Here is a 7,168-nt window from a genome sequence, read left to right as displayed (position 1 = left end):
ATACATCTGATAAAGCTTGTTCTGGATATTTTGTTGTTCATAGTGAAATTGTAATTGTTTATCTCTGATGAATCTCTTAGATGCTTCCGCTGCCTTACCTACGAATGTCTCATTATTGACATATCTATGATAATCCGATTCGAGCGGAGCTGCTTTTGTCAGATAGCTTTCTATCTGATCATAAAGATTTTCTATGAATCTGATTGATTCTTCCGAATCGTAGCTCTTTCCCATTTTGTTTTCCCCATTTATACTGCTTTCTTTTATCTTATAAGCGTATTTGTAAATAACTAATTAACATAATATCACATACATCTTTTTTTGCCTAGTGCAGGAATCCCCCCGGATTCACAGTATTATTTTCTGAGATGCGCTGTTCTTGTACGCATGGCTGATTTGCTAAATGAAAAAAACAGGAAAATGTCGATTTCTATGAGTAACACGAAATGAGACATTTTCCTGTTTTTGAATTATAAGTAAATCGCTATGCGGCGAAAACAAGCATCTCAGCAAAAATACCGTGAATCCGGGGAATCAAAATCCTTTTTGTCTCAGATCACTCACAAGCTGCACATAAAATTCTCTGACATCAAAATTCTTGATATTCTCACGGTTCAGATCGATCATATCTCCGTGAGATATTCCTCTTTTTCCGTAGGGTATAAGCATTTTAAAATCGCTTCCCCAAGGGAATGATTCTTCTCCGACAAGTCCGTCGTTTCGTCCGTCAAAGAACTTCACCAGATTGTAGGACATGTTAAGAGGAAATCTGCCTGCTGCCGGCATTGTCTGTATTGAGCCGACAGACTGGTAATATACTTCTTCTCTGTCCGGAACCTCTTCATTGCGCTTATGACACGCAGAATGTGTTAGGTCTGTAACGGCACCGATAAAATCGGGATTGATATCTCCAAGTTTCGCAGCGCCCGCATTATAGGCACGCGCAACAGCTTCTTTCTGTGCAGTGGGAATCTTCTCGAGAAGAAAATCCGCAAATTCACAGCCTCTGTGAGGAGTATTTATTGTTGTAAGAGAAGCAACATCCTCATACGCTCCGCACTTTGAGATCGCATATCTCATATCAAGTCCGCCCTTTGAATGAGCAATGACATTTACTTTCTCACATCCTGTCTGCGCCTTGATATCTTTTATCCTCTTAGCAAGTTCCTCGCCACTGGCAGCAACAGGCGAAGCACTGTTATGTTCTCCGTAGAATATCGTTGCACCGTTATCTATAAGTTCCTGAGGTATTCTTCCCCAGTAATTAAGGTGCTCAAAGTCTCTGAAGAACACGCCGTGAACCATCAATATGGGATACTTGGTCTTGCATATCTGCTGCTCTTTTCGTGAGGCATTAAGATTGATCTTCTCTGTTTCAACTTTGACCTCTTCGTCTGCAGTCTTTATGATCTTTCCAAGCAGGATAAGATGAGCGATCGGTACCATTCCAAAAACGGCGCCGAGCACTCTCCACTTGATCCCAAGCTGGTTACAGTTAATGTATACAAGGATTATTCCTATCCAAAACAGTATGGCTTCCGCAAGTATTATCAATAATATCTTGACCACAAACCACACCGGACTATCGCGAAATCCCGAAAATCCGAATGGATTGCTAAAAAGATCCCATATGTAATAACATGCAAACATCGCGGTGCTTATCAAAAAGATCTTTAGCAGCGTATTTCCTCTTTTTATCGCGTTTATTCTGTTCATTATTTTTCCCCGACAAAATCTTAATAATAAATTTTTGTTAATCTATTATTACAGATTTTGTATCATTTTGCAAGTGCCATCATGATCTCGTTGCTTCTTGCTACGAAAGCGGCCATTGCATCACCTTCGAGAGGTGCATTCTGGATACGGGCAAGATCGTAAAGCTGCTCACAGATCATCGTTGTGTTCTCAGCGTCCTTGTTATCCATTACGTACTGAACAAGAGGATGGTTGGCATTGAGCACAAGTGTCTGTCCTTCATTTCCGAAGTCTCCCATTGCCATTCCGTTCATGGCATACATCTTCATCATGTCGGCCATACGTCTTGAATCCTCGGATACAGTAAGCATTGAAGCCATCTTCTTATCCTTGAGCTTCTCAAGCTTGATATTAAGCTTATCGTTCTTAAGAGCCTTCTTGATCTTCTCGCCAAGCTCTTTTTCTTTTTCCTCAAGCTCCGCGGCAACCTTCTTGGATGTTCTGGACTTGAATGTATCTGTAAGGTCTGCGTCGATTCTCCGGAATCTGATACCCTCGTTCTTAGACTCAAGTTGCTGCATGAAAGGAGTATCGATGTTGTGGTTCATAATGAACGCTTCCATCTTCTGTGCCTTGAACATCTTGATGTACTGACTCTGCTGCTGCTCGTCGGTTACATAATAGATGGTTCGAGGCTCCTTTTCTTCGGAATCCTTGGAATCGCCGGCTTTGGCTCCGTCATCAACCACCTCAGCCTCTACCGCATTTCCGTCTTCGTCGACAGCCTTAGCCGCTTCCGCCTCTGCCTCTTTGTTGATCTGAAGCGCATCGGGAAGTGTGAGATACTTACCGTCAAGGTTCTTGAAAAGAATGTAATCATTCATCTTCTCACAGAACTTGTCGTCACGAAGGCAACCGTATTTGATGAAGGGACTGATATCATCCCAGTACTTGTCATAGTTCTCTTTGTCGGTCTTGCAAAGGCCTGCAAGCTTCTCCGCTACCTTCTTACTGATGTACTCGGAAATCTTCTTAACGAAACCGTCGTTCTGAAGCGCACTTCTTGAAACGTTAAGAGGAAGATCGGGACAATCGATAACACCCTTAAGGAGCATCAGATACTCAGGGATTACTTCCTTGATGTTGTCGGCAATAAATACCTGGTTGTTGTAAAGCTTGATCGTTCCCTCGATGGATTCAAACTCCATGTTGATCTTAGGGAAGTAAAGGATACCCTTTAAGTTGAAGGGATAATCCATGTTAAGGTGAATCCAGAAAAGAGGCTCCTTGTAATCGCGGAACACTTTTCTGTAGAACTCAAGATATTCTTCATCCGTACAATCCTTGGGTGTTTTGCCCCAAAGAGGATGTGTGTCGTTGAGAAGCTGAGGTCTTCTCTTGATCTTATATTCGAGCTCTGGCTCTTTATCCTCACCCTCTTTTTTCTCGGGATGAACTTCTTCAATTACAATATCGGAATCAAGCTTCTCACTTGCCTTGATTGTCTCTGTGTCCTGCTCGTTTTCCCTTGAAAGATAAATCTCATATGGCATGAATGAACAGTACTTCTGCACTACTTCTCTTGCCTTGTACTCGTTGCAGAATTCAAGACAGTCGTCTGAAAGATGAAGTGTGATTGTTGTTCCCACTTCCTTCTTATCTCCGTCAGACATCTCAAAATCCGAGCCGCCGTCGCATGTCCAGTGAACGGAAGCAGCATCTGACTTATATGAAAGTGTATCGATATCAACGGAATCCGAAACCATAAATGTTGAATAGAAACCAAGTCCGAAATGACCGATGATCTGATCTGCATTAGCCTTGTCTTTGTACTTTTTAAGGAAGTCGGTAGCACCGGAAAAAGCTACCTGGTTGATGTACTCCTCGACCTCTTCCGCAGTCATTCCGATACCGTTATCTACAATCTTGATGGTCTTATCTTTATCATTAAGGATCACATCCACACGAGGCTTAAAATCTACGGGCAGCTCGTACTCACCCATCATATCCATCTTGCGGATCTTGGTGATCGCATCGCACGCATTCGAAATTACTTCTCTGTAAAAAATATCATGATCCGAATAAAGCCATTTCTTTATGATTGGAAACATGTTCTCGCTGTTAATTGAAAGATTACCCTTTTTTGAAGCCATAACTCTCACTCCTTTGTATCATTACATTATATATACGCATAAGCCTGCGCTTATCGTACAAAATAAAGTTTAATTCTCGCGTGAATAAAAGTCAATAAAAAATTAGCACTCATCAAGAATGAGTGCTAACAAAAAATCTTTTTAATCTTTTTTGAAATATTTCCCGTATACATCCATAAGTCCCGTTGTCGTAACATTTTCATCACTCACAAGCTTTATCGAATCCCAAAGCTTTTCGTTGAGCTGTTTGGAAAGTCCTGCAACGAAGGTGTCATACTGCTGCCCGAAGACTTCTCTTTTACGCTCAGCAACAATCTTGACCTTATTGGCTTCCGTCTCTTCTCTGTTGAAGGTACTGATGCACTTGATGATCACGTAGCCATCCTCAGCATCGACAATGTCGCTGACTTCCTCTGTTCCAAGTGAAAACGCCGCTTCTTCATAGGCCGCGTCCATGTCGCCCTTACCAAAAGAAATAGTTCCTTCGTCAGCTTCGTTGTATTCAGCCATGGTTTCCTCAAAGCTGGCCCCTTCGGCAAGCTTGCTTTTGACCTCTTTTGCTCTGTTTAACGCATTTTCCTTAGCTGCATCATCAAAGCTCTCTTTTTTGCCCGCCGCGTCAAGATTATAAGTCTTTATAAGTATCTGCTCGACTGTGATCGTTCTTGCTTCATCATCACTTATCTCGGGATTGATGTCTCTGATTATGTAGTCGTAGAGCTTATCGGCAAGCGCATGTTCTGCATATATCGCAGTGATGTCCTCTACGGTTATGTCGTTCATCGCCTTTTTATCGGCATCGGAAAGCGTGTCAAAATATTCTTTTGCAGCTTCCGCCGCAAGCTTTTCTTCGGACTCTTCGAGTTCTATATCCATCTCTTTTGCCAAAAGATTCATCGCCTTGATCTGAGCGATCTTGGCAAGCACAGAGTCTTTTAACCTGTCTTCGACCGTTCCGCTGTCCGTCTCGGAATTCCAGATATCTGTACCGAAAGTGCTCTCATAACCCTCCTGCATATTGACAAGATATGCCATAGCCTCGGTTAGAGTACACACAGCCGTTTCTATTCTAAATACCTGATTGTCGGTAAAGCCGGTCGTAAAAACAACCCTCTGCTCCGACAAGTCGCCGCATCCCGTAAGTAGCATAACCGCAAGGAGCAGCACCGCACAAAATTTTCTCATTATAAATCTCCGTATAATAATAATTAAGGGAGCAAAGAATTAACTTTGCTCCCTTAGTATATCATATCCCGAATCTTACCTGGTACTTCTGTACTGAACAGGTGTCATTCCGTACTTTTTCTTAAAGAGTCTGTTGAAGTGCTCAACGTTCTGATAACCTGCAGCTTCAGCAACTTTCTCTATCTTCATGTTGCCGTTTCTAAGGAGCGTGCTCGCCTTGTTAAGTCTGATCCTCTTAACGTTGTCTCCGAATGTCATACCTGATTTTTCCTTGATGAACTTGGAAAGATAAGGCTTTGATAAATAGAACTGTCTTGAGAGATCATCCAAAGTAACTGTAAGGTAGTTCTCCTGAATGTAGTTCATTATTGTGTTAATGCGCTCATCCTTGGCTTCCTTACTGTTTCTTACGGCATCAATCTGGTTGACTGCGATAACAAGAGCATTTACGGATGACATGATAACGTCTTCGTCTATACCTACGCCCCAGTATTTCTTACCCTTGCAAGTAATTCCGACATAAGTGCAAGCCTTGGAAGATGAACCTCTTGAAAGAGCGTGCTCTTCGTATGTTGAAAGTTCATAGCTGATGTTGAAGTACTGCTTGATGGCGTTACTTACGGCATCGAGACGTCCGTTTCCGTTGGCCTCTACAGTATGCTCATTATCAAAATGCATTATCTTAACTTCCGCAAGGATTCCGTCTACCTTCTTAAAGGTACAATCGGGAATTCTGAACACGTAATTGTTGTGAACGTATTTATCTTCAAAGATCTGATAGATTCTTGCAGGTGAAAGCTCCGCATGCTCTCTGTCAGAGATATCCTTGATGGTATAGCTGATATCGGACTGCATCTCCTTGGGAACCATCATGCCGTAGTTGGTCTTAAGTATGTAGCTTACGCCGCCCTTACCGGACTGGCTGTTGATACGGATAACGTCTCCGTCGTACTCTCTTCCGAGATCCTTGGGATCGATGGGGAGATAAGGTACGGACCAGATTCCGTTGTCTTTCTTCTGCTCGTGCCATGAGAATCCCTTGGAAATAGCATCCTGATGTGAGCCTGAGAACGCTGTGAACACGAGCTGTCCCGCATAAGGCTGTCTCTCGTAGATGCGCATTCTTGTAAGTCTCTCGTAAGTCTCTGCGATCTTCATGATCTTGCTGAAGTCAAGTCCGGGATTAACTCCGTGTGAATACATATTGAGAGCAAGTGTAACGATATCAACGTTACCTGTTCTCTCACCGTTTCCGAAAAGAGTTCCCTCAATTCTGTCAGCTCCCGCAAGGCATCCGAGCTCGGCATCACTTACGCCTGTTCCTCTGTCGTTGTGAGGATGAAGTGAAAGACTTACCGCATCACGATACTTAAGATTCTTGCTGATATATTCAACCTGTGTTGCAAACACATGAGGCATTGCAATCTCTACCGTTGTAGGGATGTTGATAACAACCTTGTTCTCCTTGGTGGGCTTCCAAACATCGAGAACGGCGTTACATACTTCTACGGCATAATCAACCTCAGTTCCGGGGAAACTCTCGGGTGAATACTCAAAAGAGAAATTACCCGTAGTCTCTTTGGCTAATTTATCAAGGAGCTTAGCTCCGTCAATAGCGATCTGCTTAACTTCTTCCTTGCTCTTTTTGAAAACCTGCTCTCTCTGAGCAACGGAAGTTGAGTTGTAGAGATGAATGATGGCTCTGGGTGCTCCCTTAACGGCTTCGAAAGTTCTTTTGATAATGTGCTCTCTTGCCTGTGTAAGTACCTGAACCGTAACATCATCGGGGATCATCTTCTTCTCGATAAGAGTTCTTGCAAACTCAAACTCTGTCTCCGATGCTGCGGGGAATCCGATCTCTATCTCTTTAAATCCAAGATCAACCAGCATAGTAAAGAACTCTAGCTTCTCATCAAGGCTCATGGGCTCGATAAGTGCCTGATTGCCGTCTCTAAGGTCAACGCTGCACCAGATGGGGGGATGATCTAAATAATCCTTTTTAACCCAATCGTATGTGCATTTGGGCGGCATAAAATACTGACGCTGATATTTCTCGAAATTTTTCATAATATTCTTATCCCTCCGGGTTGAAATTTGATGATTTTTAAACTATCAACATTAAAATAGTTCATTTT

Annotated in this window: 5 protein-coding genes; all 5 read right to left on the bottom strand. The window is 42.7% G+C overall.

What is annotated here, in order from left to right; genetic code table 11:
• Nucleotides 1-234 (bottom strand): hypothetical protein (locus BM377_RS12165; RefSeq protein WP_143104508.1); only part of this gene is annotated, 234 nt, incomplete at its 3' end.
• A 300-nt stretch (nucleotides 235-534) separates the two neighbouring features.
• On the bottom strand, nucleotides 535-1,716 hold the full coding sequence (locus tag BM377_RS12160) for an esterase/lipase family protein (protein WP_092248739.1): 1,182 nt from the start codon (nucleotides 1,714-1,716) through the stop codon (nucleotides 535-537).
• A 62-nt stretch (nucleotides 1,717-1,778) separates the two neighbouring features.
• Nucleotides 1,779-3,848, bottom strand: a complete 2,070-nt coding sequence (gene htpG / locus BM377_RS12155; protein WP_092248736.1) for a molecular chaperone HtpG — start codon at nucleotides 3,846-3,848, stop codon at nucleotides 1,779-1,781.
• A gap of 141 nt (nucleotides 3,849-3,989) precedes the next feature.
• Complete coding sequence (locus tag BM377_RS12150; RefSeq protein WP_092248733.1) at nucleotides 3,990-5,033, bottom strand: peptidylprolyl isomerase; 1,044 nt, start codon at nucleotides 5,031-5,033, stop codon at nucleotides 3,990-3,992.
• A gap of 75 nt (nucleotides 5,034-5,108) precedes the next feature.
• Complete coding sequence (locus tag BM377_RS12145) at nucleotides 5,109-7,100, bottom strand: 2-isopropylmalate synthase (RefSeq protein ID WP_092248730.1); 1,992 nt, start codon at nucleotides 7,098-7,100, stop codon at nucleotides 5,109-5,111.
• Nucleotides 7,101-7,168: the final 68 nt, after the last annotated feature.

It is taken from the genome of Butyrivibrio sp. INlla21 (assembly GCF_900116875.1).
Taxonomy (GTDB): Bacteria; Bacillota; Clostridia; order Lachnospirales; family Lachnospiraceae; genus Butyrivibrio.
The sequence above is the reverse complement of the archived record's forward strand: the minus strand, read 5'-3'. Positions and strand labels throughout refer to the sequence as shown.